Annotated in this window: 20 protein-coding genes and 6 tRNA genes; 10 read left to right on the top strand and 16 right to left on the bottom strand. The window is 61.6% G+C overall.

Annotated features, from left to right (window positions below; all coding sequences use genetic code 11):
• Positions 1–6: 6 nt before the first annotated feature.
• The 6 genes from Q8M42_RS12900 to gltX all read right to left on the bottom strand — a co-directional run bounded on the left by Q8M42_RS12900 (position 7) and on the right by gltX (position 2,896).
• The gene (locus Q8M42_RS12900; RefSeq protein ID WP_304864273.1) at positions 7–546 is read right to left on the bottom strand and encodes a TetR/AcrR family transcriptional regulator; all 540 of its coding nucleotides are present in this window, start codon (positions 544–546) and stop codon (positions 7–9) included.
• A 240-nt stretch (positions 547–786) separates the two neighbouring features.
• Positions 787–862: transfer RNA gene (locus Q8M42_RS12905), tRNA-Glu, on the bottom strand.
• 64 nt (positions 863–926) lie between these two features.
• A tRNA-Ala gene (locus tag Q8M42_RS12910) sits at positions 927–1,002 on the bottom strand.
• Between the two features lie 51 nt (positions 1,003–1,053).
• Positions 1,054–1,129, bottom strand: a tRNA-Glu gene (locus Q8M42_RS12915).
• A 63-nt stretch (positions 1,130–1,192) separates the two neighbouring features.
• Positions 1,193–1,268, bottom strand: a tRNA-Ala gene (locus tag Q8M42_RS12920).
• A gap of 146 nt (positions 1,269–1,414) precedes the next feature.
• Positions 1,415–2,896: a glutamate--tRNA ligase gene (gene gltX, locus Q8M42_RS12925; protein ID WP_305284087.1), complete on the bottom strand. Its 1,482-nt coding sequence runs from the start codon at positions 2,894–2,896 to the stop codon at positions 1,415–1,417.
• Between the two features lie 244 nt (positions 2,897–3,140).
• Here gltX and Q8M42_RS12930 point away from each other — a divergent pair, with 244 nt between their 5' ends.
• On the top strand, positions 3,141–4,037 hold the full coding sequence (locus Q8M42_RS12930; RefSeq protein WP_304864277.1) for an EamA family transporter: 897 nt from the start codon (positions 3,141–3,143) through the stop codon (positions 4,035–4,037).
• A 111-nt stretch (positions 4,038–4,148) separates the two neighbouring features.
• On the opposite strand, the gene uvrB is transcribed toward Q8M42_RS12930, so the two are convergent.
• Complete coding sequence (gene uvrB, locus Q8M42_RS12935) at positions 4,149–6,164, bottom strand: excinuclease ABC subunit UvrB (protein ID WP_304864279.1); 2,016 nt, start codon at positions 6,162–6,164, stop codon at positions 4,149–4,151.
• 177 nt (positions 6,165–6,341) lie between these two features.
• Here uvrB and Q8M42_RS12940 point away from each other — a divergent pair, with 177 nt between their 5' ends.
• The 5 genes from Q8M42_RS12940 to Q8M42_RS12960 all read left to right on the top strand — a co-directional run bounded on the left by Q8M42_RS12940 (position 6,342) and on the right by Q8M42_RS12960 (position 9,910).
• The gene (locus Q8M42_RS12940; RefSeq protein WP_304864281.1) at positions 6,342–7,538 is read left to right on the top strand and encodes an amino acid aminotransferase; all 1,197 of its coding nucleotides are present in this window, start codon (positions 6,342–6,344) and stop codon (positions 7,536–7,538) included.
• Between the two features lie 64 nt (positions 7,539–7,602).
• Positions 7,603–7,678, top strand: a tRNA-Asn gene (locus Q8M42_RS12945).
• A gap of 9 nt (positions 7,679–7,687) precedes the next feature.
• Positions 7,688–7,764, top strand: a tRNA-Pro gene (locus Q8M42_RS12950).
• Between the two features lie 265 nt (positions 7,765–8,029).
• Positions 8,030–8,254 (top strand): DUF2061 domain-containing protein, encoded by a 225-nt coding sequence (locus tag Q8M42_RS12955; protein ID WP_304864282.1) that lies wholly within the window; start codon positions 8,030–8,032, stop codon positions 8,252–8,254.
• Positions 8,255–8,350: 96 nt separating this feature from the next.
• A complete protein-coding gene (locus Q8M42_RS12960) occupies positions 8,351–9,910 on the top strand; it encodes a beta (1-6) glucans synthase (protein WP_304864284.1) in 1,560 nt (519 codons plus the stop codon).
• Here the strand turns inward: Q8M42_RS12960 and Q8M42_RS12965 are convergent, their stop codons facing one another.
• On the bottom strand, positions 9,911–10,279 hold the full coding sequence (locus Q8M42_RS12965; RefSeq protein WP_304864286.1) for a hypothetical protein: 369 nt from the start codon (positions 10,277–10,279) through the stop codon (positions 9,911–9,913).
• 104 nt (positions 10,280–10,383) lie between these two features.
• On the opposite strand from Q8M42_RS12965, the gene Q8M42_RS12970 reads away from it, so the two are divergent.
• The 4 genes from Q8M42_RS12970 (at position 10,384) to Q8M42_RS12985 (ending at position 13,687) form a co-directional block, all read left to right on the top strand.
• Complete coding sequence (locus Q8M42_RS12970; RefSeq protein WP_304864288.1) at positions 10,384–10,956, top strand: hypothetical protein; 573 nt, start codon at positions 10,384–10,386, stop codon at positions 10,954–10,956.
• Between the two features lie 143 nt (positions 10,957–11,099).
• Positions 11,100–12,398 (top strand): serine/threonine protein kinase, encoded by a 1,299-nt coding sequence (locus Q8M42_RS12975; protein ID WP_304864290.1) that lies wholly within the window; start codon positions 11,100–11,102, stop codon positions 12,396–12,398.
• 16 nt (positions 12,399–12,414) lie between these two features.
• Positions 12,415–13,167, top strand: coding sequence for a VacJ family lipoprotein (locus Q8M42_RS12980; protein ID WP_304864485.1), 753 nt, complete (start codon positions 12,415–12,417; stop codon positions 13,165–13,167).
• Positions 13,168–13,243: 76 nt separating this feature from the next.
• Positions 13,244–13,687 carry a MerR family DNA-binding protein gene (locus tag Q8M42_RS12985; protein WP_304864292.1) on the top strand — a complete coding sequence of 148 codons (444 nt, stop codon included), beginning with the start codon at positions 13,244–13,246 and terminating at the stop codon, positions 13,685–13,687.
• A gap of 7 nt (positions 13,688–13,694) precedes the next feature.
• Here the strand turns inward: Q8M42_RS12985 and Q8M42_RS12990 are convergent, their stop codons facing one another.
• From Q8M42_RS12990 to Q8M42_RS13025, 8 genes are all read right to left on the bottom strand, one after another.
• Complete coding sequence (locus Q8M42_RS12990; protein WP_304864294.1) at positions 13,695–14,021, bottom strand: hypothetical protein; 327 nt, start codon at positions 14,019–14,021, stop codon at positions 13,695–13,697.
• Positions 14,018–15,220, bottom strand: a complete 1,203-nt coding sequence (gene ccmI / locus Q8M42_RS12995; RefSeq protein ID WP_304864296.1) for a c-type cytochrome biogenesis protein CcmI — start codon at positions 15,218–15,220, stop codon at positions 14,018–14,020. The genes Q8M42_RS12990 and ccmI overlap by 4 nt, the downstream gene beginning before the upstream one ends.
• A complete protein-coding gene (locus Q8M42_RS13000) occupies positions 15,220–15,705 on the bottom strand; it encodes a cytochrome c-type biogenesis protein (protein WP_304864298.1) in 486 nt (161 codons plus the stop codon). The genes ccmI and Q8M42_RS13000 overlap by 1 nt, the downstream gene beginning before the upstream one ends.
• A gap of 137 nt (positions 15,706–15,842) precedes the next feature.
• Positions 15,843–16,379: a DsbE family thiol:disulfide interchange protein gene (locus Q8M42_RS13005; RefSeq protein WP_304864299.1), complete on the bottom strand. Its 537-nt coding sequence runs from the start codon at positions 16,377–16,379 to the stop codon at positions 15,843–15,845.
• The gene (locus Q8M42_RS13010; protein WP_305284096.1) at positions 16,376–18,349 is read right to left on the bottom strand and encodes a heme lyase CcmF/NrfE family subunit; all 1,974 of its coding nucleotides are present in this window, start codon (positions 18,347–18,349) and stop codon (positions 16,376–16,378) included. Before Q8M42_RS13010 ends, Q8M42_RS13005 begins: the two co-directional genes overlap by 4 nt.
• Positions 18,346–18,834, bottom strand: a complete 489-nt coding sequence (gene ccmE, locus Q8M42_RS13015) for a cytochrome c maturation protein CcmE (protein WP_304864303.1) — start codon at positions 18,832–18,834, stop codon at positions 18,346–18,348. The genes Q8M42_RS13010 and ccmE overlap by 4 nt, the downstream gene beginning before the upstream one ends.
• Positions 18,831–19,007 (bottom strand): heme exporter protein CcmD, encoded by a 177-nt coding sequence (gene ccmD, locus Q8M42_RS13020; protein ID WP_304864305.1) that lies wholly within the window; start codon positions 19,005–19,007, stop codon positions 18,831–18,833. Before ccmD ends, ccmE begins: the two co-directional genes overlap by 4 nt.
• Positions 19,004–19,762, bottom strand: a complete 759-nt coding sequence (locus Q8M42_RS13025) for a heme ABC transporter permease (protein WP_304864488.1) — start codon at positions 19,760–19,762, stop codon at positions 19,004–19,006. Before Q8M42_RS13025 ends, ccmD begins: the two co-directional genes overlap by 4 nt.
• Positions 19,763–19,808: the final 46 nt, after the last annotated feature.

Here is a 19,808-nt window from a genome sequence, read left to right on the forward strand (position 1 = left end):
ATACCCTCAGACGATTGCCGATTTAGCAGCACGCAAGACTCGATCAGACAACTCACCGGAGCCCAGCGCGCGTGCCAGCGCCAGCCCTCCGACCATCAAGGCGATATCGGCCAGCGCCTGCTCAGCCTCCTCAGGGCTGCCCGCCAGCAGCGCCGTCATCAGCTCGATATGCTCCGCCAGCACCGCACGAAAACCATCCGGCATCCGCGCCAGCTCGCCTAACGAGCTGGGCAGCGGGCAGCCCTGCTCGCGGGCATCGCGGTGCTTGCGAGACAGATAGAAAGCAGCCAACAGCACGCGGCGGTCTTGGCCAGTCAGCGCCAGATCAAGCTGCGCGACCCGCTCCCGACGCTGGCAGAGCATCTGCTGAAATACTTCCAGCATCAGCGCTTCCTTGTTCTCAAAATGCGCGTAGAAGCCGCCTACCGTCAGGCCCGCAGCACCCATCACCTCGCCCACACCGGGTTCGACCAGGCCACGCTGCAGCAGCGCCTCACCGGCAGCGGCCAGAATGCGTTCGCGGGTTTGCGCCTTCTTCTCGCTCATGTTCGCCTCCTTAAGATTACGATAATAATATTATAAGCGAAATATAATTAGGCAAGCCTGCGCGGCAACCGCTGATCGGCTGGAGAAATAATGTTCAGGAGGTAGAAAAAATTGCCTGGAGCAATTTTTAACGTCGCGTAGTGACGGCCCGCAGGGTGGCGCCAGGGATGACAGGCCATAAAAACAAAAGGGCCATTCAATAATGAATGACCCTTCAAAATCCCGCAGAGCGGGCAAAAATGGCGTCCCCTAGGGGACTCGAACCCCTGTTACCGCCGTGAAAGGGCGGTGTCCTAGGCCACTAGACGAAGGGGACAAAACCTTCGAAGAACAAGGCCAGCTTTACGCTGGCCCCGTGGCAGTTGCTACTACTGCAAAATTGGTGGAGATAAACGGGATCGAACCGTTGACCTCTTGCATGCCATGCAAGCGCTCTCCCAGCTGAGCTATACCCCCGGATTTATCGCCTCTCGGCTCACAGCCCAAACTAGCACTGCTTTTTGAAACTGGCGTCCCCTAGGGGACTCGAACCCCTGTTACCGCCGTGAAAGGGCGGTGTCCTAGGCCACTAGACGAAGGGGACGTAACCCTTCTACAACCAACCAGCTACAAGAGCTGATTGTGGCAAGCCTTGCGGCTTTGAAGATGGTGGAGCTAAACGGGATCGAACCGTTGACCTCTTGCATGCCATGCAAGCGCTCTCCCAGCTGAGCTATAGCCCCATCTCAAGGACGGGGCGCATGTTAAGAGCACGCCCCACACCTGTCAACAAAATTTTTACCGGCACCAGCATTCTTTATGCTGACAGAACAACCACTTACCCCATCCCGGCACGCCAAAACGACGGCCGGACGGGGCATTCAGCTGCTTAGGCAATAGCTGCCAGCAGCTTCTCCCACTCTTTGTTTTCTTTCTTCGACACGCCGCCGAGCAGTTCGATGGCCTGACGCAGACGGAAGCGCGTCAGGTCCGGGCCGAGAATTTCCATGGCATCCAGCACCGACACCGAGCTGGCCTGCCCGGTGACAGCGGCAAACATCAGCGGCATGGCGTCGCGCAGTTTCAGCTCCAGGTGCTCGACCACCGCCTGGATGCAGCCGGTGATCTGGTCCTTTTCCCACTGACGCAGCGCTTCGAGCTTCCACAGAATCAACTGCATCAGCTGACGCACCTGCTCGGCCGAGAGTTTCTTGTGCTCGAACAACGCGGCATCCGGAGCTACCCCGCCGGCGAAGAAGAAGCTGGCCAATGGCGCGATCTGGCTAAAGGTTTCCACCCGCCCCTGCACGTGCGGCGCAATCTGCATCAGGTAGTTGCTGTTGAACGCCCATTTCTGCGCACCGGCGGCGAACTCTTCGACGCTCAGCTCGCGCATCCACTGACCGTTGAGCCAGGACAGTTTCTCCAGATCGAAGATCGGTCCACCGAGGGAAACTCGGTTGATATCGAAGTGCTCAACCATCTCGTCGAGGCTGAACTTCTCGCGCTCGTCCGGCATCGACCAGCCCATACGGCCGAGGTAATTGAGCATGGCCTGCGGCAGGAAGCCCATGCGCTCGTAGAAGGTGATCGAAGTCGGATTTTTGCGCTTGGACAGCTTGCTCTTGTCCGGGTTGCGCAGCAGCGGCATGTAGCACAGCTGCGGCTTGTCCCAGCCGAAGTACTCGTAGAGCAGAATCAACTTGGGCGCCGACGGCAGCCATTCTTCGCCGCGCAGCACGTGGGTGATGCCCATCAGATGGTCATCGACCACGTTGGCCAGGAAGTAGGTCGGCAGACCATCGGTCTTCATCAGCACCTGCATGTCCATGCGATCCCAGGGGATCTCCACTTCGCCGCGCAGCATATCCGGTACCACGCACACGCCTTCAGTCGGCACCTTCATGCGCACCACATTCGGCTCGCCGGCAGCCAGGCGCTGTTGCACCTCTTCAGCAGAGAGGTGCATGCAGTGGCCGTCATAACGCGGCGTCTGCTTGGCTTCCATCTGCTCGGCGCGCAGCTTGTCCAGGCGCTCGGCACTGCAGAAGCAGTGGAAGGCATGACCCTTCTCCACCAGCTCGGCACTGTATTTCTGGTAGATATGCCCGCGCTCGCTCTGCCGATACGGGCCGTGCGGGCCGCCGACGTCCGGGCCTTCGCTCCACTCGATACCCAGCCAGCGCAGGGCATCGTAAATCTGTTGTTCCGACTCGCGGGTCGAGCGCACTTGATCGGTATCTTCGATACGCAGGATAAATTCGCCACCGTGCTGACGGGCAAAGCACAGGTTGAACAGGGCGATATAGGCAGTGCCTACGTGCGGATCACCAGTGGGCGACGGCGCGATACGGGTACGAACGGTGGTCATGGCGGCTCTCAGAGAATGTGCAACGGGCAATCTTTCAAGCCCGCGATATTAACAGGCTGGCCGCCGCCGGCTCCAGCCAGCGCGGTTATTTCAGCTGCGTCAGCGCCCGCAGCGGGTCAACGCTTTGTCTTGTAGTGCGTAGCAGGCTGGACAACAACGCCAGCCCGCTTAGACTGACGCCCTCTACTGCGGGCCTTGCCGCTTTTTCCAGGCGCCCGCCCTGCCCTCGTCAACTCAGATCGCCATGCCTACCCCATCACGCACCCGCAGCCTGCTGCTGATCGTCGCCTTTGCCACTATTTATATCGGCTGGGGCACCACCTACCTGGCCAACCACTTCCTCCTGCTGGAGCTGCCGCCGTTCGTCATCGGCAGCCTGCGCTTCTCGATTGCCGGCCTGCTCGCCCTGGCCTGGGTGGTGCTCAGCGGCCAACTGCGCATGCAGCGCAGCGACTGGGGCGGCGTGCTGATCGGCAGCCTGGCGCTGATTGCGGTCGGCCAGGGCGCGCTGATCTACGCCAACCAGTATTTGCCGACCGGCATGCTGGCGATGCTCTACACCACCCTGCCGCTGTGGAGCGTGGCGCTGGAATGGCTGCTCGGCGAGCGACCGCCACTATGGGTGATGTGTGGGCTGGCGCTGGCCTGCAGCGGGATTGTGCTGCTGATGAACAACGGCCTGGATCACAGCGCCTCTATCGAACAGTGGTTCGCCGGCCTGCTGGTGGTGTTCGCCACCCTGCTCTGGGCCGGCGGCGCCTGGCTGATGCGTCAGCGCCCACCGTTTCGCTCCAGCTGGCTGGGGCTGAGCCTGCAGATGTTGATCGGTGCATTGCTGCTGGCACTGTTCGGCCTGTGGCACGGCGACTGGCAAGCACTCGACCTGCGCGCGATGAGCGCTAATGCCTGGCTGTGGCTGGCCTACCTGGTGCTACCGGTCAGCCTCGGCGTGTATCCGGCGTATTTCTGGCTGCTGCGCGAAGTGCGGCCGAGCCTGGTATCGACCTTCGCTTTCGTCAACCCGGTGGTGGCACTGCTACTGGGCTACCTGCTGCTGGGTGAACGCCTCAGCCTGATGGCCATGCTGGCCTGCGGCATTACTCTGGGCGGCGTGGTGTTGATTATCTTCGGCCGACGTTAAGCGCAAACCTGTGGAAGGGGCTGGGCGGCACTCCGCTTTAGCCGCGAACAAGTAGTCCCCCTGTCGCGGCTAAAGCCCCTCATACGCGATGCCCCTCCCACATTTACCTAATCAAACCTGCAGCAGTCGATCACGCAGTTTCTGAATCTCATCACGCAGTTGCGCCGCGGCCTCGAACTCCAGATCGCGGGCCAGGGCGTACATCTTCTCTTCCAACTGCCGGATGCGCTTGGTGATTTCGCTCGGTGAGCGCAGTTCGTTCTCGTAGCGCGCACTTTCCTCCGCAGCCTGAGCCATACCTTTGCGCTTCTTGCTGCGTGATCCCGGCACGGTGGCGCCCTCGAGAATGTCCTGCACATCCTTGAACACGCCCTTGGGGGTGATGCCATTGGCCAAGTTGAAGGCGATCTGCTTGTTTCGGCGCCGTTCGGTTTCGCCGATGGCGCGCTCCATAGAGCCGGTCATGCGGTCGGCATAGAGGATTGCCCGGCCGTTGAGGTTACGTGCGGCGCGGCCGATGGTCTGGATCAGCGAGCGCTCGCTGCGCAGAAAGCCTTCTTTGTCGGCATCGAGAATCGCCACCAGCGACACCTCCGGCATGTCCAAGCCTTCGCGCAGCAGGTTGATGCCCACCAACACATCGAAGGCGCCGATGCGCAGGTCGCGAATGATCTCGACCCGCTCCACCGTATCGATGTCCGAGTGCAGGTAGCGCACCCTGGCGCCGTGATCGGCCAGGTAGTCAGTCAGGTCCTCGGCCATCCGTTTGGTCAGCGTGGTGACCAGCACCCGCTCCTCCAGCGCCACGCGCTTCTTGATTTCCGAGAGCAGGTCGTCGACCTGGGTCAGCGCTGGGCGCACTTCGATCTGCGGGTCGACTAGGCCAGTCGGTCGCACCAGCTGCTCGATCACTCGCCCAGCATGCTCAGCTTCGTAGTTACCGGGCGTGGCAGAAACGAAGATGGTCTGCGGGCTGGCCGCCTCCCACTCCTCGAAACGCATCGGCCGGTTATCCAGCGCCGAAGGCAGGCGGAAACCGTATTCGACCAGGGTTTCCTTGCGCGAGCGGTCGCCCTTGTACATCGCGCCGACCTGCGGCACGGAGACGTGAGACTCGTCGATCACCAGCAGCGCCTGGTCCGGCAGGTAGTCGTACAGCGTCGGTGGCGGCTCGCCGGGGCCGCGCCCAGACAAGTAACGCGAGTAGTTTTCGATGCCGTTGCAGTAACCCAGCTCGATAATCATCTCCAAGTCGAAACGGGTGCGCTGCTCCAGACGCTGGGCTTCCACCAGCTTGTTATTACTGCGCAGGTAATCCAAACGCTCAGCCAGCTCGACCTTGATCTTCTCCACCGCCTCCAACAGCACCTCGCGCGGGGTGACGTAGTGGCTCTTGGGGTAGAAGGTAAAACGCGGCAGCTTGCGGATCACCTCACCGGTCAGCGGGTCGAAGGCCGAAATGCTTTCCACTTCATCGTCAAACAGCTCGATGCGGATGGCCTCCAAGTCCGATTCCGCCGGGAAGATATCGATCACATCGCCGCGTACGCGGAAGGTGGCGCGGGCGAAATCCATGTCGTTGCGGGTGTATTGCAGGTCGGCCAGGCGGCGCAGCAAGGCGCGCTGATCCATTTTGTCGCCGCGATCGACGTGCAGCACCATCTTCAGGTAGGACTCGGGGCTGCCCAGACCGTAGATGCACGACACGGTGGTGACGATGATTGCGTCCGGCCGCTCCAGCAGCGCCTTGGTCGCCGACAGGCGCATCTGCTCGATATGGTCGTTGATCGAGGCGTCCTTCTCGATAAAGGTATCCGAGGACGGCACATAGGCTTCCGGCTGGTAGTAGTCGTAGTAGGAAACGAAATACTCCACCGCATTATTGGGGAAGAAGCTCTTGAACTCCCCATACAGCTGCGCGGCCAGGGTCTTGTTTGGTGCCAGCACCAGGGTCGGACGCTGGATCTGCGCGATCACGTTGGCGATGGAAAAGGTCTTGCCCGAGCCCGTCACGCCGAGCAATGTCTGGTGTGAAAGGCCCGCTTCCAGGCCTTCGACCATCTGCCGAATGGCCTCGGGCTGATCGCCGGCCGGCTGGAAACGGGTGACCAATTGAAACTCGGACATGACGGACCTCGACAAGCGGCTGTGACGCGGCCTGAAAGCCTACGTCAAAACCGGTGAAAAGCGTGTGCCTGCTGTCGCAGCACAGGTTATGCGTCGGTATACTACCGGCCCACTTACGCAACCCCTAGCCGGGTGTTGCCCGACACTCAACTTCTCCTCTTCAGAGCTGCCGCATCCATGAGTCTGTTCTCTGCCGTCGAAATGGCTCCGCGCGATCCCATCCTGGGCCTCAATGAAGCATTCAACGCCGATACCCGTGCGACCAAGGTCAACTTGGGCGTGGGCGTTTACTACAACGAGGAAGGCCGCATCCCATTGCTGCGCGCCGTAGCCGAAGCCGAGAAAGCCCGCATTGAAGCCCACGCCCCGCGTGGTTACCTGCCGATTGAAGGCATTGCCGCCTATGACAGCGCCGTGCAGAAACTGTTGCTGGGCGCCGACTCCGAGCTGATTGCCGCTGGCCGGGTAATCACCACTCAGGCCGTGGGCGGCACGGGCGCACTGAAAACCGGCGCCGACTTTCTCAAGCGCCTGCTGCCCAACACCGTGGTGGCGATCAGCGACCCGAGCTGGGAAAACCACCGCGCGCTGTTCGAGTCCGCCGGCTTCGCGGTGCACAACTACCGCTATTACGACGCAGCCAGCCACGGCATCAACCGCGCCGGCATGCTCGAAGACCTGAAGAACCTGCCAGCGCGCTCGGTTGTCGTGCTGCACGCCTGCTGCCACAACCCAACTGGCGTCGACCTGTCGCTGGACGACTGGAAAGCCGTACTGGACGTGCTGCGCGAACGCGAGCACGTGCCCTTCCTCGACATCGCCTACCAGGGCTTTGGCGACGGTATCGAGCAGGACGCCTTTGCCGTGCGCCTGTTCGCCGCCTCCGGCATCCCGTTCTTCGTCTCCAGCTCGTTCTCCAAATCCTTCTCGCTGTACGGCGAGCGCGTCGGCGCGCTGTCGATCGTCACTGGCAGCCAGGAAGAGGCCGGCCGCGTGCTGTCGCAAGCCAAGCGCGTGATCCGCACCAACTACTCCAACCCGCCAACCCACGGCGCCACCGTGGTGGCCAGCGTGCTGAACAGCCCTGAACTGCGCGCCCTGTGGGAAGAAGAACTGGCCGGCATGCGCGAGCGTATTCGCGGCATGCGCATGGCCATGGTCGAGCAGCTGGCGGCGCTCAATTGCAAACGCGATTTCGGCTTCGTCGCCCAGCAGCGCGGCATGTTCTCCTACTCGGGCCTGACCGCCGAGCAGGTCGAGCGCCTGAAAACCGAGTTCGGCATCTACGCCGTCAGCACCGGACGCATCTGCGTCGCCGCGCTGAACCAGCGCAACCTGCCTGCCGTTACTCAGGCGATTGCGGCGGTTCTCTGAATCACAGGGGAAGTCGATCAGGTATTGACTTCCCCTTTCTAATCAGTAGGATACGCGCCATTGTTCCGCGATAGCTCAGTCGGTAGAGCAAATGACTGTTAATCATTGGGTCCCTGGTTCGAGTCCAGGTCGCGGAGCCAGTAGTACATCGGGGTATAGCGCAGTCCGGTAGCGCGCCTGCTTTGGGAGCAGGATGTCGGGAGTTCGAATCCCCCTACCCCGACCATTTTTGGTCGTTGGCTCAGTTGATAGAGCAGTTGGTGTTTAACCGATTACTCATGGGCCAGAAAGCCACATGCACCACCCTTTCAAGCCTGCTTGAAAGTAAAAACCCGCCTAGTGCGGGTTTTTTATTGCCCATCAACTGGGCGAGCATCGCGAAAAAAAATCACCAAAAACTATTAGATCCATTCAATCCAAACATTTCACCAATCACACTTTCACCACTAGGCTGCACCTCAATAAAGAATAATTCTCACTCGAGGTGCGTCATGCTCAAGACTGTAACCTTCACCCTGATGCACTTCTGCATCGCCTTCGGCGTCACTTACGCGTTGACCGGCAGTATTGCGGCGAGCGGCCTGGTGGCGGCTATCGAACCGCTGTGCAACTCGGTGGGTTTCTATTTCCATGAGAAAGTCTGGCGGCGCATCGAAGGTCGCTCGACAACTGCCGCCGCGCGCGCCAAGCATGCCTGGCTGCATCACCAGGCATAAGACTTGAGGCCAGTTGCGTAGGACGTAGAAACAGCCCGCGCGGTGCCGAGCCAATCCGCTACTATGCGCGGCTCAGCCAACCATACGCGCCCGATCATGCCTGCTACTTCTCGCTTCCCTGCTGCGCCTTACCTATTTGCCTGCCTGCTTGGCCTGCTGGCGCTTTTCGGCCTGTGGTTTGGTATTGGCCAACCGGTCGAACTGGCAGATGCCGCAACGCCCACGCACAAGCTGCAGTGCGCTTCATACACGCCGTTCGACAAAGACCAGTCGCCCTTCGATCAACCGATGCAGCTGCGCCCCGAGCGCATGGACGCCGACCTCGCGCTGCTCGCCGAACGCTTCGAGTGCCTGCGCACCTACTCGGTGACCGGTCTGGAAGAGCTGCCAAACATGGCGCGCAAACATGGCCTGAAACTGATCGTCGGCGCCTGGGTTAGCCGTAACCCGGCCGACACCGCGGTTGAGATTGCCGGTTTGGTGAAAATCGCCAACGCCCACCCGGATGTGGTGCAAGCGGTGATCGTTGGTAACGAGGCGCTGCTGCGCAAAGAAGTCACCCCGCAGCAACTGGTGGCGTTGATTGAGCAGGTCAAGGCGCAGATCAAGCAGCCGGTGACCTATGCCGATGTCTGGGAGTTCTGGCTCAAGCACCCGGAAGTCGCCCCGGTAGTCGACTTCATCACCATCCACCTGCTGCCCTACTGGGAAGACAACCCCGCCGGCATCGAAAGCGCGCTGCATGAAGTCGCCGAGGTGCGCCAGACCTTTGCCAACGCTTACGCGCCTAAAGACATCCTGATTGGCGAAACCGGCTGGCCCAGCGAAGGCCGCCAGCGTGAAACAGCAGTGCCAAGCCTGGTCAACCAGGCCAAGTTTATCCGTGGCTTTGTCGCCATGGCCGAGCAGAACGGCTGGCGCTACAACCTGATCGAGGCGTTTGATCAGCCATGGAAGCGCGTCAGCGAAGGCGCCGTGGGCGGTTACTGGGGCCTGTATGACGCTGATCGCCAGGACAAGTCGATCCTCGCCGGCGCCGTATCCAACCTGCCGCACTGGCCGACCTGGCTGAGCTTCAGCTTGGTCATTGCAGCGGCCACCCTGCTGCTGGCCGGCCGCCCGCACTCGCCCCGTGCCGCGCTGCTGTTGCCGCTGCTGGCGGCGCTGGGCGCCGGTTGTATCGGTCTGTTTGCAGAGTTGACGCTGATCACCAGCCGCTATCTCGGCGAATGGCTCTGGGCCGGTGTGCTGATTGTGTTGAATCTGCTGGTGTTGAGCCATGCCGCGTTGTTACTCAGCAGCCGCAATGGCTGGCGCGCACGCGCGTTCAACATGCTGCACAGCAAGGGCGCACTGTGGCTGGCGCTAAGCGGCTTTGCCGGGGCGGTGATGATGCTCGCGCTGGTGGTGGACGCACGCTACCGCAGCTTCCCCAGCGCCGCGCTATTGCTGCCAGCACTGGTTTACCTGTGCCGTCCGGTGGGCGGCTACCGCCGTGAGGTCGCCCTGCTCGCCCTGCTGATCGGCGCCTGTATTGCGCCGCAGCTGTACCAGGAAACCCTGAGCAACTGGCAGGCCCTGGGTTGGGCGCTGACCTGCGTGCTACTGGTGGCGGCGCTGTGGCGCAGCCTGCGGGTTAACGCGCAAACCACCTGATCAGGCGGTTTGCGGCGCGCGCACCCAGCGCAGCAGTGCCAGCACCACGGCAAATACCGCGAGGCTGGCGCTGTACAGCACCAGCGCCGGCAGGCCGAGCAACAGTGCCGGCACCGCCAGGCGCTTGCCCCAGGCACCCGGCAGCACAAAAGCCAGCACAGCAATAATCAGCGCAGCCCAGGCCAAGATGCGGAAGTGGATCAACCAACCAAGGCTCGCACGCACCTGGCAGGCCAACTGCTGCGGGGCGTCGACACACAGGCCGACCCATTGCGCGCCTTCCATCAGCTGGTAACGCAGCGCAAAGCTCAGCGCCAGACACAGGGCTGCAGCGCTCAGCAGAGCAGTCAGAGGTAGATAACGGGACATGGGCAACTCAGGCAGATAAACAGGCTGCGCAGGATAAGCCACCGCGTCACGGATAACACCCTCCAGTGATCGCCCCTTGCAGCCTCCCCAGCTAGAATCCAGCCATGCTGATACGTCGCCTGATACTGATCGCCGCAAGCCTGCTCGGCCTCTGGATGCTGTGGGTCATACTGTTGCCCGCGCCCAGCGGCCTGCCGCCCACTACGCCGCTGTCCAGCGGCAGCTGGCGCGTGGCGGAGCACACGGTCAGCAGGTTGGAGAGCTTCCAACTCGAAGCACGTATTCTCGGCCGTGAAGACTACTACCTCGACCGCGGCGCCAAACTCTCGCCGACCGACCTGGCGCTCGGCTGGGGGCCGATGGCTGATCCCGAGGTGCTGCGCCATATCAGCATCAGCCAACGCAACCGCTGGTATTTCTGGCGCGCCGAACAACTGCCGATCGAGCGCCGGCAGATAGAGATCCACAGCGCCAATATGCACCTGATACCTGCCACCCCTGAAGTAGCCAGCACCCTGGCCGGGCTCAAAGCAGGTCAGCAGATTCGCCTGAGCGGGCAACTGGTACGAATCGACGGTGACGATGGCTATCGCTGGGTCAGCTCACTCAGCCGCGAAGACACCGGCGACGGTGCCTGCGAGCTGATCTGGGTCGAGCAACTGCAGGTGCTGCCCTAAGTCAGCTCATACACCACATGGCACTTTTGCTTGAAAAACTGCAGGTCTATAACTAAACGGCACTTAACCTGACTTATGTGGTCAAATCGTTCCGCATCTGACCCGCTCCAGCAGCATCAGTCCTAGCTCTCAGAGATTTCGCCATGTCGCATGTCCCTCGTCTGCTTGCCCTTCTCAGTTGCCTAGCCCTGATTGCACCCGTCAGCGCGGCCGATATTGATGCCAGCAGTTATGGCTACCCCATCAGCAATGCATTCGAAGCCACCCTGGCGACTACGCCGCCGGAGCTGCGCCCTACGCTTCCGGCCGACGCCGACATCAACCAGAGTGACTACCAGATCAAATTGCGCCCTGAGCGCGAGTTTGAGCTACCGGACAACTTCTGGCCGGTCACCAAGATGCGCTACCGCCTGGCCAAACAGTCCGGTGAAGCGCCGCTGATCTTTATCATCGCCGGCACGGGCGCGCATTACGCCAGCAGTACCCCGGAATACCTGAAGAAGCTGTTCTACGGCGCCGGTTATCACGTGGTGCAACTGTCGTCGCCGACCAGTTATGACTTTATGACCTCAGCCTCGCGCTTTGCCACGCCCGGCATTACCCGCGAAGACGCCGACGACCTGTACCGCGCCATGCAAGCCGTGCGTGCGCAGCATCCGCGCCTGAAAGTCAGCGAATACCACCTCACCGGCTACAGCCTGGGCGCGCTGCAGGCGGCCTTTGTCAGCGAGCTGGATGAAACCCGGCGCAGCTTCAACTTCAAGCGCGTGCTGCTACTCAACCCGCCGGTCAACCTCTACACCTCAATCACCAACCTCGACCGCATGGTGCAAACCAAGGTTGAGGGCATCGACAACAGCACCACCTTCTATGAGCTGGTACTGGGCAAGCTGACCCGCTACTTCCAGAACAAGGGCTACGTCGATATCAACGACGCCCTGCTCTATGACTTCCAGAACTCCGGCGAACAGCTCAGCGACGAGCAGATGGCCATGTTGATCGGCGCGGCGTTCCGCTTCTCTTCCGCCGATATCGCCTTTACCTCGGACCTGATCAACCGCCGTGGCCTGATCACCCCAATCAACTACCCAATCAGCGAAGGCACCAGCCTTACGCCGTTCTTCAGGCGCGCCCTGCAGTGCGATTTCGACTGCTACCTGACCGAACAGTTGATTCCCATGTGGCGCGCACGCACAGACGGCGGCAGCATTGCGCAGCTGATCGATCAGGTCAGCCTATATGGCGTGGCCGATTACCTGAAAAACAGCAGCAAGATCGCCGTTATGCACAACGCCGATGATGTCATCCTCGGCCCCGGTGACCTGGGCTTTTTGCGCCGCACTCTGGGTGATCGCCTGACCGTTTACCCGCTGGGTGGCCATTGCGGCAACCTCAACTACCGCGTCAATAGCGACGCCATGCTGGAGTTCTTCCGTGGCTAAGCCCATTTCCCTTGCCGTGTTTTTCGCCCTGTTGCTCGGTAGCAGCCTGGCGCATGCCCAGCACGCCGTTGATGACGACGGTTTCAAGCAGCCGTTGCAGCACCTGCAGTTCAACCCGGGGCTGGATCAGCGCGAGTTCGAGCGCTCGACCCTCAGCGCGCTGCAAGTCTATGACCCGCTGGAGTCGTGGAACCGCCGCGTCTATCACTTCAACTACCGCTTCGATGAGTGGGTGTTCTTGCCGATTGTCGACGGCTACCGCTATATCACCCCCAACCTGGTGCAAACCGGCGTCAGCAACTTCTTCAGCAACCTGGGTGATGTGCCCAGCCTGCTCAACAGCGCGCTGCAGCTCAAGGGCAAGCGCGCCATGCAGACAACCGGGCGCCTGCTGCTCAACACCACCCTGGGGGTCGCCGGTCTGTGGGACCCGGCCACGCGCATGGGCCTGTCCAAGCAGCGCGAAGACTTCGGCCAAACCCTCGGCTATTACGGCACACCGGCCGGGCCTTACCTGATCCTGCCGCTGCTGGGGCCGTCGAACGTGCGTGATACCGGCGGTCTGGTGGCGGATTTTGCGGCGAAAAGCCAGGTCAACTGGCTGAATGTCGCCGAAGCCAGCGTTAGCCACCCGGAAATCACCCTGCTGGAAGTGGTCGACCAGCGCTCCACGGTGAACTTCCGTTACGGCCAGCTCAACTCACCGTTCGAGTACGAGAAAATTCGCTTCTTCTACCACGAGGCGCGCAAGCTGCAGATCGCCGAATAAACCTGCGAGCTTGACCCAAGGGCCGCCCCCAGGTTTTAACCTGGCGCGGCCTTTGTCTTTTCCGGAGTCTTTATCTATGCGCGTAGCCCAACTGGCCAAAGCCGCCGCAGTCAGCAGTGAGACCGTGCGCCACTACACCGATCTTGGCCTGCTCCGGCCCACGCGCAACCCGGATAACGGCTATCAGACGTATTCCAGCGTCGATCTGCAACGCCTGCGCTTTATCGCCCGCGCGCGCCGTTTGGGCTTTAGCCTGAAAGACAGCCAGCAAATACTCGCCAGCGCCGATAACGGCCACGCCCCCTGCTCTGAAGTGCGCGACCTGCTGAGTGAGCGCCTGGCGGCGCTACAGGCGCATATCGAGGAGTGCCAGCGCCTGGCGCTGGTGATGCAGAACGCCTTCGACGACTGGGCCGACAAGGGCGAATGCGCCCCCGATGGTCAGGCCATCTGCCGCTTGATCGAAGATTTTGAGCCTGATATCGAGCGCCGCCCAGCGACGCCCTGCCCCGCGCACTAAAAACTGCTTACTGCGCGTAGCGACGATTCAGGCCGGGCGGCACGCCGCTGCTGTCGGTCGGCAACCAGGGACCCTGCGGGTTACTGGCCCAGCTCCAACCAGAATTCCAGCGGTAATAGGTGCGCTCGCGGTAGTACAGGTGAGGCGCGCCACCGACCACATACACCCCTAATTGCCCATTCCACTGGCTGTCCACCCCAGGTGGTGGGGCAAAGCGTGGATGGTTGCTGCTGCCACTCGGGCTGGTAACCGGCGCCGTGGCAAGCGGGGCCTGCACGCAGGCACCGAGCCCCAGCAGGCCAACCAGCAGCGCACCACGCAGTAACGGCCTCATGGTGCTTTGCTGTCGGCGCTGTCGATCAGTAGTTGCTGCAGCTCGGTGGTCTTGCTGGCCAGCGGCTGGCTGCTGCCAATCCACTCGCCGGCCGTGGCGTTGCCGCTGCGCGAAATCCGCGCGACCAGTTGCACCTGCTCGAAGCCGGAGATCTTCAGCTGCGGCATCATCGCATCGCTGTCCGACAGGCTGACTTTGGCCGGCAAATCCGCCACGGTGAGGCGCTTGACCGCCAGCGGCATCGGCGGCCCGGAGACGGCGCGGGCAAAGATAAATACCGCATCGCCCGGCTGCACCTTGGCCTGCAGTTCGGTGGCCAATGCGACCCGTACGGTCAGGCCCTGATTGGTTGCAGGCGCAGCATCGGCCGCAGGCGCGCCAAGCTGCTCACGGGCGCGATCAATACCGCCCTGAATCGCCATACGCGAAGGGTCTTCCGCCGGCAGCACTGCCACCAGCTGTTGCCAGCGCTCAATCGCCTGCTGGAACTGCCCGGCTTCATAGGCGGCAATACCGAGCAGGCCGAGGCTGGTGACTTCCGCCGGGTCGGCTTTCAGTGCTTCATCGGTGAGCGCCTGCAGTTGTTCAGTCCATTGTTTGTCGCCGGAAAAATACAGCGCCTGCGCCCACTGCCCGAGCAGCTCCGGCTCACGTCCGGCTACGTCGATAGCGCGCTCGAAGGCCACGGCAGCGTCAGTGGCACGCTCCTGAGCCATATAGGTACGGCCGAGGAAGTACCAGCTTTCGGCGGACTTGGGATCGTTCTTCACCGCCGCTTCCAGGCGTGCAGTCATTTCCTCGATGGTCTTCGGCTGCTGGGCAAAAGCGTGCGCGCGCTCGACATCATCGATGGCGCCCCACTGCTGATACAGGCCATAGCCCAGCAGCGGCATCAGCAGTGCAGCAATCAGCGGAATCTTGCTGCCCAACGTGCGCTGGGTCCGCTGCGCCTGCGCGCCTTCGGTATCGGCGAGCAGCTCGCGGGCTGCCTCATCACGGCCATTGGCCAATTGCTCGGCATTCAGCGCACCCGCGTCGTGCTGGCCTTGCAGATCCAGCAAACGTTCCTGATACAGGGTCACGTTAAGGGCGGTACGGTCTTCTTCGGCCTGCACCTTGCGCGCACGCAGCACCGGGATCAGCAGAAACGCCAGGGCCGTCAGCAACAGCAGGCCGGCACATAACCAGAATTCAATCATCAGTCTTTCTTATCCACAGGCGTTTGATTAAGCAGAGCAGCCAGACGCTGCTGTTCATCAGCAGTCAGGCCACTGGCGACGGCACCCGGCTTGCGGCGACGACGCAACAGAATGCCCCCAAGCAGGACGAAACCACCGACCAGCAAACCGCCCGGGCCATACCACAGCAGCACAGTGCGCGGCGTTACCGGCGGTTTGTAGAGGACGAAATCGCCATAGCGGCTGACCAGAAAATCAATGATCTGCTCATTGCTCTGGCCTTCCTCCAGCATGCGGAAGATCTGCGCACGCAGGTCCATGGCAATCGGCGCATCGGAGTCGGCAATGTTCTGGTTCTGGCACTTGGGGCAGCGCAGCTCTTCCACCAGATTACGGTAGCGCTGGCGCTCGGCCTCAGTGGCAAACTCGTAGGTGTCGATGGCTGCTTGGGCAGTGCCAAGCAAGGCCAGGCCCAATACCGCAGCAACCAGCAAGCGCTTGAACAAGCCGCTTGAGAGCGTAGCGAGCGAAGGATAGGCAAGGCGAAAGCAGGCGAGGAAGCGGAGTTTACGGGTTGTAAATGAGCATTCCGAGCCTGCTTTCAACGCAGCATGGCCGAGCGCAGTAGCTCTCATGCGACTTGTCATGGCTGCACCTCATCGACCAACTCCTGATACAGCGGCGCCAGCTGTTCGCGCCAGACGCGCTCATCGATCACCCCGACAAACTTGTGCCGGATGATGCCGGCCTTGTCGATCAGGAAGGTCTCTGGCGCGCCGTATACCCCCAGGTCCAGACCCAGAGTGCCGCGCGCATCGTTAATGTTCAGCTGATAGGGGTCATGGAATTCCACTAACCACTTCTGCGCGGCGCCGTTGTCATCCTTGTAGTTGACCCCATAAATGGTCACGCCCAGCTTGGCCAGCTTGTTCAGCACCGGGTGCTCAACGCGGCAAGCCACACACCAGGTGGCCCAGACGTTGACCAGCGCCGGCTTGCCCTTGAGGTCGGCCTCGGTGAGCGTCTTACCGTCCTGCACCGATGGCAGGGAGAACGCCGGCAACGGTTTGCCGATCAGCGCCGAAGGCAACTCGGTAGGATCGAGGAACAGCCCACGATAGAGAAACACCGCCACGCCAAGAAAGACCAACAGCGGTAACAGCAGCAGTAAACGCTTCATGCCTGCGCCCCTGCCATGCCCAGTGCATCACGCACGCGGGTGCGCACCTTCATGCGGTAGCGCTTATCACTGGCAGCCAGAAAGCCACCGAAGCCCATCAGCAACGCGCCGAACCAGATCCAGCGCACGAAGGGTTTGATATGCACGCGCACTGCCCAGGCGCCATCTTCCAGTGGCTCACCGAGGGCGACGAACAGGTCGCGGGTGATCCCGGCATCGATACCGGCCTCGGTCATCACCGACTGCTGCACGGTATACAGACGCTTCTCCGGGTGTAGCACGGCAATCTGCTTGCCGTCTTCGAGGATGCGCACCGTGCCTTTGTCGGAGGTAAAGTTCGGCCCCTCGAAGTGCTCGGCGCCCTCGAAGATAAACTGATAGCCACCAATATCCACCGACTCACCCGGCGCCATACGCATATCGCGCTCGAAGCTGCCCATGCTGGTCAGCACCACGCCCAGGGCGCATACCGCCATGCCCAGGTGCGCGGTCTGCATGCCCCAGTAGCTGCGGGTCAGGCTCGGAAGACCACGGAAAAAGCCCTTGTGGCGGTTTTTTTCGACGATGTCGCGCAGCCCGGCCAGTACCACCCAGGCAGACAGCAGGCACACGCCGAGCACCGCCCAGTTGAAGTCGCCGACCAGGAAGGTGGCGATCACTGCCAACACCACGCTGCCAATCAGCACCGGGGCGAGCATGCTCAGCAGCCACTGCAGCGGCGTGTCTTTCCAGCGCACCAGCACGCCGACCGCGATCATCGCCATCAGCAGGCCCATCAGCGGCACAAACAAGGCGTTGAAGTACGGCGGGCCGACCGACAGCTTGGCCCCGGTCATGGCGTCCAGCACCAGCGGGTAGAGGGTACCGAGCAGAATCATCGCCGCGGCCACCACCAGAATCAGGTTATTGACCAGCAGCAGGGTTTCCCGCGACCACAGAGCAAAGCCGACCTGGCTCTTGACCACCGGCGCACGCACGGCGAACAGCGCCAAGGAGCTGCCCACCACCAACAACAGGAAGGCCAGGATAAACACGCCGCGCTCAGGGTCGCTGGCGAAGGCATGCACCGAAGTCAGCACGCCAGAGCGCACCAGGAAAGTCCCCAACAGGCTGAGGGAGAATGCGGCAATCGCCAGCAGCACGGTCCAGATTTTGTACCCGCCGCGTTTTTCCGTCACGGCCAGGGTGTGGATCAGCGCAGTGCCGACCAGCCAGGGCATAAAGGAAGCGTTTTCCACCGGGTCCCAGAACCACCAGCCGCCCCAGCCAAGTTCGTAGTAGGCCCACCAGGAGCCCAGGGCGATACCGATACCAAGGAAGGCCCAGGCGACGATGGTCCACGGCCGCGACCAGCGCGCCCAGGCAGCGTCCAGCTTACCGCCGAGCAAGGCGGCAATGGCAAAAGCGAAGGCCACAGAAAAGCCGACATAGCCCATATAGAGCATCGGCGGATGGATGATCAGGCCGAAGTCCTGCAGCAGCGGATTGAGGTCGCGGCCATCAACCGGGGTATTGAACAGCAGGCGCTCGAACGGGTTGGAGGTGATGATCAAAAACAGCAGAAAACCGATGCTGATAATGCCCATCACCGCCAGCACGCGGGCGAGCATCTCTTCCGGCAGTTGGCGCGAGAAGATCGATACGGCAAAGGTCCAGCCCGCGAGGATCAGGCCCCAGAGCAGCAGCGAACCTTCGTGGGCACCCCACACAGCGCTGAATTTGTAGTACCAGGGCAGTGCGCTGTTGGAGTTGTTGGCCACGTAGGCGACGCTGAAATCGTCGACCATAAAGGCGTAGGTCAGGCAGATAAAGGCAAACAGCATAAAGCTGAACTGCCCCCAGGCGGCAGGCTGGGCCAGGCTCATCCATTGCCGATCACCACGCCAGGCACCGATCAGCGGCAGTGTTGCCTGCACCAGCGCCATGCACAGCGCAAGAATCATCGCCAGATGGCCAAGTTCGGGGATCATTGTGCGTACTCCGATGGGGACGCCTGCTTGGCCGCTTTGGCCGCGTCGTGTTTCTGCTGCATACCGCTCTGCTCCAGGGCCTGCATGACTTCCGGCGGCATATAGTTCTCATCGTGTTTGGCCAGCACCTCATCGGCGATCAGCACACCATTGGCGTCGAGCTTGCCCATGGCGACGATGCCCTGCCCTTCGCGGAACAGGTCCGGGAGGATGCCGGTAAAGCGAATGGTCACGCTCTTGGCGCCGTCGGTGACGACAAAGTCGGTTTCCAGCGAATCGCTTGAGCGCGTCACCGAGCCCTCTTCGACCAGGCCACCCGCGCGGATACGGGTGTCCTGTGGGGCTTCGCCGTTGGCGATCTGCGTGGGGGTGTAGAACAGGTTGATATTCTGCTGCAGCGCACTGAGGGCCAGGGCCACGGCAATGCCGACACCGGCAATGATGGCCAGGACGATATACAGGCGTTTTTTACGCACGGGGTTCACTTCGACTCCTCCCGGCGCAAACGACGCGCCTCGTCTTGCAGAAAACGGCGACGCGCCAGGATTGGCAGCGCCACATTCAGCCCCAGCACGGCCAGGCTGATGGCATAACAGGACCAGACATAAGGCCCGTGGGTGCCCATGGCGAGAAACTCGCTAAAGCTGGCGAAACTCATTGGCCTTTCTCCACCAGCGCCTTGACCTCGGCTTTGGCCCAACTGCTGCGCGCCTCACGTTTGAGCACTTCCAGGCGCATGCGCAGCAGCAGCACCGCGCCAAAGAAGCAGTAGAACCCCAGCACCATGATCAGCAACGGCATCCACATCTCGAACGGCATGGCCGGTTTGGACACCACGCTGAAGGTGGCGGGCTGGTGCAGGGTATTCCACCACTCCACCGAGTATTTGATGATCGGGATATTCACCACGCCAACAATCGCCAGCACCGCACAGGCCTTGGCCGCGCTGTCGCGGTTGGTGATGGCATTGCCCAGGGCAATTACACCGAAATACAGGAACAGCAGAATCAGCATCGAGGTCAGGCGTGCATCCCAGACCCAGTAGGTACCCCAGGTCGGCTTGCCCCACACGGCACCCGTTATCAGCGCAATCACGGTCATCCAGGCACCGATGGGCGCCGCCTGCTGCAGAGCGACGTCAGCCAGTTTCATCTTCCACACCAGGCCGACTATGCCGGCCACCGCCAGCATCACGTAGATCGACTGAGCGAGAAAGGCTGCCGGCACATGGATATAGATGATGCGAAAGCTATTGCCCTGCTGGTAATCCGGCGGCGCAAAGGCCAGCCCCCAAACCAGGCCAACCACCAGCAGCAAGGCAGCGGCCAGGGCTAACCAGGGCAGCCAGCGGCGGCTGATTTCATAGAACCACTTGGGCGAGCCGAGCTTGTGAAACCACGTCCAGTTCATCAGGTTACTCATCAGTGCTAGGGCTGATCAGGGTGCAGGCAGGCACCCG

The sequence above is a fragment of the Pseudomonas sp. genome, from assembly GCF_030684895.1.
Classification (GTDB): Bacteria; Pseudomonadota; Gammaproteobacteria; order Pseudomonadales; family Pseudomonadaceae; genus Aquipseudomonas.

What these genes read in the sequence shown, in the direction of transcription:
- Q8M42_RS12940 (WP_304864281.1), top strand. Translation starts at nt 6,342, where the DNA reads ATGAGTCTGTTCTCTGCCGTCGAAATGGCTCCGCGCGATCCCATCCTG.
- Q8M42_RS12970 (WP_304864288.1), top strand. Translation starts at nt 10,384, where the DNA reads ATGCTGATACGTCGCCTGATACTGATCGCCGCAAGCCTGCTCGGCCTC.
- Q8M42_RS12900 (WP_304864273.1), bottom strand. Translation starts at nt 546, where the DNA reads ATGAGCGAGAAGAAGGCGCAAACCCGCGAACGCATTCTGGCCGCTGCC.
- uvrB (WP_304864279.1), bottom strand. Translation starts at nt 6,164, where the DNA reads ATGTCCGAGTTTCAATTGGTCACCCGTTTCCAGCCGGCCGGCGATCAG.
- Q8M42_RS13005 (WP_304864299.1), bottom strand. Translation starts at nt 16,379, where the DNA reads ATGAAGCGTTTACTGCTGCTGTTACCGCTGTTGGTCTTTCTTGGCGTG.
- Q8M42_RS12990 (WP_304864294.1), bottom strand. Translation starts at nt 14,021, where the DNA reads ATGAGGCCGTTACTGCGTGGTGCGCTGCTGGTTGGCCTGCTGGGGCTC.
- Q8M42_RS12930 (WP_304864277.1), top strand. Translation starts at nt 3,141, where the DNA reads ATGCCTACCCCATCACGCACCCGCAGCCTGCTGCTGATCGTCGCCTTT.
- gltX (WP_305284087.1), bottom strand. Translation starts at nt 2,896, where the DNA reads ATGACCACCGTTCGTACCCGTATCGCGCCGTCGCCCACTGGTGATCCG.
- Q8M42_RS12955 (WP_304864282.1), top strand. Translation starts at nt 8,030, where the DNA reads ATGCTCAAGACTGTAACCTTCACCCTGATGCACTTCTGCATCGCCTTC.
- Q8M42_RS12965 (WP_304864286.1), bottom strand. Translation starts at nt 10,279, where the DNA reads ATGTCCCGTTATCTACCTCTGACTGCTCTGCTGAGCGCTGCAGCCCTG.
- Q8M42_RS12985 (WP_304864292.1), top strand. Translation starts at nt 13,244, where the DNA reads ATGCGCGTAGCCCAACTGGCCAAAGCCGCCGCAGTCAGCAGTGAGACC.
- Q8M42_RS12960 (WP_304864284.1), top strand. Translation starts at nt 8,351, where the DNA reads ATGCCTGCTACTTCTCGCTTCCCTGCTGCGCCTTACCTATTTGCCTGC.
- Q8M42_RS13010 (WP_305284096.1), bottom strand. Translation starts at nt 18,349, where the DNA reads ATGATCCCCGAACTTGGCCATCTGGCGATGATTCTTGCGCTGTGCATG.
- ccmI (WP_304864296.1), bottom strand. Translation starts at nt 15,220, where the DNA reads ATGATTGAATTCTGGTTATGTGCCGGCCTGCTGTTGCTGACGGCCCTG.
- Q8M42_RS12975 (WP_304864290.1), top strand. Translation starts at nt 11,100, where the DNA reads ATGTCGCATGTCCCTCGTCTGCTTGCCCTTCTCAGTTGCCTAGCCCTG.
- ccmD (WP_304864305.1), bottom strand. Translation starts at nt 19,007, where the DNA reads ATGAGTTTCGCCAGCTTTAGCGAGTTTCTCGCCATGGGCACCCACGGG.